The sequence below is a fragment of the Devosia sp. genome (genome assembly GCF_017307565.1).
GTDB lineage: Bacteria > Pseudomonadota > Alphaproteobacteria > Rhizobiales > Devosiaceae > Devosia.
The window spans coordinates 1-2,382 of sequence record NZ_JAFKHD010000027.1 but is presented as its reverse complement, the minus strand read 5'-3'; the positions used below and the strand labels follow the sequence as shown (position 1 = coordinate 2,382).

Below are 2,382 nucleotides of genomic sequence, written 5' to 3'. Positions count from 1 at the left end.
GTCGGCATCCGCCCCGAACATTTTGACACGACCGGCTCCGCCTCTTTGGAAACCTCGGTTGAAATAATCGAGCACCTGGGCGGCGAAACCTACGCCTATGCACGCGGCATGGGTACCAATCTCCTCACCATCGCCACCGACAACAACCGCACCCTCAAAACCGGCGACCGCTACGAAGCCAGGTTCAACCCCGCCTCGCTCCTGGTCTTCGGCAAAGACGGCAAGCGGCTGCGCTAAACTCGTTCCGCTAAGGTCGGTGCGCTAAAGCTGCGGCGCCAATACCGCCCCGCGTGGAAGGCCTCTTGCGCCTCCCCGCCAGCCCCTCCCCTTCGTCGTCATTGCCGGGCTTGTCCCGGCAATCCATCTCGGGGCCGCCCGCCATCCCGCGGATGGAGAGGCCTGCCAATCCTGCGGATTGGCATGGACCACCGGGACAAACCCGGTGGTGACGACCGAGCGGAACCCCCGCGAACGCCGCCCCCAGGTAGACCTCATCCTGAGGCGCGAAGCGCAGCGCAGCCTCGAAGGACGAGGTCGCGGCACCCAAACTCCACGCGCCCACCTCCCAAACCTCCAAAGCCACGAAGTCATTCCCACGAAAGCAGGAATCCCCGTTTTCGCGCGAGAGATTCCCGCGTTCGCGGAATGGCGGTGTGGCAACATGGGGGCGGTGCCCCCTTGCATCTCACCCCAACCGTCTTTAATATGACCAGGCAATTCATATTAAAGACGGGCGGCTCCTGCCAATGCCCGGAGCCGCAATGCACGACACTGCCGACCCAGCCACCGATCGCGACAATGCCGACATCCTCCACCAGCGCGTCCTGACCCTTTTCTGCGAAGCGCTGGAGGTAAACGAGGCTCAGCCCATGGACGTGCTCGAAACGCTCGCCGCGGCCCTGGGAAAAGTCTATCGCGAAGTCGCCGACGCCCACATGCCGCCGCGCCATTGCGTGTGCGGCTGGCAACCTTCGGCCTACGCCGATGTCCACGCGCTCCAATACGCCCTGGCCCGCGCCGCCCTCCCGGCGCCGTTGTCCTCGCTTGCCCTCTCTCCAGTCATCGGCCACGCCTGAGCATGTCCCACACACGTCCCTATCGCATTTTCAACGCCGCTCTGGCGCGCTTCGAAGACATTACCCCGCACTTGCGCCGGCTCACCTTCACCGGCCCCGAAATCCGTGACATGGCGACCTGGGCACCCGACCAGCGCATCAAGATTTTCTTCCCCACCGGTGACGGACGCACGCCCGACATGCCGGACACGGAAGACTGGTACGCGACCTATAAATCGGTGCCCGTCGCCGACCGCGTCCCCATGCGAACCTACACGATCCGCAATCTCCGCGCCGACAGCTCAGAGCTCGACGTCGAATTCGTGCTCCACGGCGAAAACGGTCCCGCCTCGCGCTGGGCCACGCACGCCAAACCGGGCGACAAGGTGCAGATCTCCGCCCCCAATCGTCGCGCCGCCCAGATCGGCGGTGGCTATGAATGGAAGCCGCCGGCCGATCCGCGCCACGTCCTCCTCATGGCCGACGAAACCGCCATTCCGGCCCTCGCCGGTATCCTCGAAGAACTCGCCGCTCGGCCAACCCCGCCACCCTGCGAAGTCTTTGCCGAAGTCGCCGACCGTGCCGACGCCCTGGCGCTGCCCACCTGGCCCGGCCTCACCATCAATTGGCTCATCAGGCACGAACAAGGCGACCCGCGTCCAGGCGATCTGCTTGTCAACGCCATCGACAGCGCCAAGCTCCCCGCCGCCACCGTGGAAGAGGCCAGCGTCGAACTCGAAACCATCGACATTGACGCCACCGTACCGTGGGAATTGGCCAAGGCCACCGAGGGCGCTTTCTATGCGTGGATCGCCGGCGAGTCTGAAGCCATCATGTCCATCCGTCGCACCCTCATCAAGGAACGGGGCATCGATCGGAGCCTGCTCAACCTCATGGGCTACTGGCGTTTCGGTAAAGTCTACGAGTAGGGAAAGTACCGCTTCGCCTAGCGCGAAGTTTTTCTTCCGCGCTCCTGAGCCGCCAAAGCTCTATCTTGCGCAGCGATGAAGTGGAGAATCGTGAGTGACTGAAACTGCGAATGGCGAACGGGTGATCGACATCCGCACCTTCTGGCAGGCCGTTGGCCTCCGTGCCGCGGGCACCGCCATCGTCACCGCCGAAGCTAAGGACGGTCCCCGGGGCTTCCTCGCCCTCTCCGCCACGCACCTTTGCGCCGAACCTCCCATGATGATGGTTTCGGTAGACAAGAAAACTTCGGCACTGCAGACCATGCTTGATGGCAACCACTTCGCCATCAACTACCTGTCCACGGATCAGGCCGATCTCTCCGCCCCCTTCGGCGGCAAGGGCGATCTCAAGGGGGCTG

4 protein-coding genes are annotated in these 2,382 nt (G+C 64.0%); all 4 read left to right on the top strand.

Going from position 1 to position 2,382, the window contains the following annotated elements; all coding sequences use genetic code 11:
* On the top strand, positions 1-237 hold a 237-nt coding region (locus tag J0I64_RS00360; RefSeq protein ID WP_291405338.1), incomplete at its 5' end, for a TOBE domain-containing protein.
* A 524-nt stretch (positions 238-761) separates the two neighbouring features.
* The gene (locus tag J0I64_RS00355; protein WP_291405336.1) at positions 762-1,076 is read left to right on the top strand and encodes a hypothetical protein; all 315 of its coding nucleotides are present in this window, start codon (positions 762-764) and stop codon (positions 1,074-1,076) included.
* A gap of 2 nt (positions 1,077-1,078) precedes the next feature.
* Complete coding sequence (locus J0I64_RS00350) at positions 1,079-1,984, top strand: siderophore-interacting protein (protein WP_291405334.1); 906 nt, start codon at positions 1,079-1,081, stop codon at positions 1,982-1,984.
* 94 nt (positions 1,985-2,078) lie between these two features.
* A partial coding sequence (locus J0I64_RS00345; RefSeq protein WP_291405332.1) for a flavin reductase family protein occupies positions 2,079-2,382 on the top strand: 304 nt, incomplete at its 3' end.

What these genes read in the sequence shown, in the direction of transcription:
- J0I64_RS00355 (WP_291405336.1), top strand. Translation starts at nt 762, where the DNA reads ATGCACGACACTGCCGACCCAGCCACCGATCGCGACAATGCCGACATC.
- J0I64_RS00350 (WP_291405334.1), top strand. Translation starts at nt 1,079, where the DNA reads ATGTCCCACACACGTCCCTATCGCATTTTCAACGCCGCTCTGGCGCGC.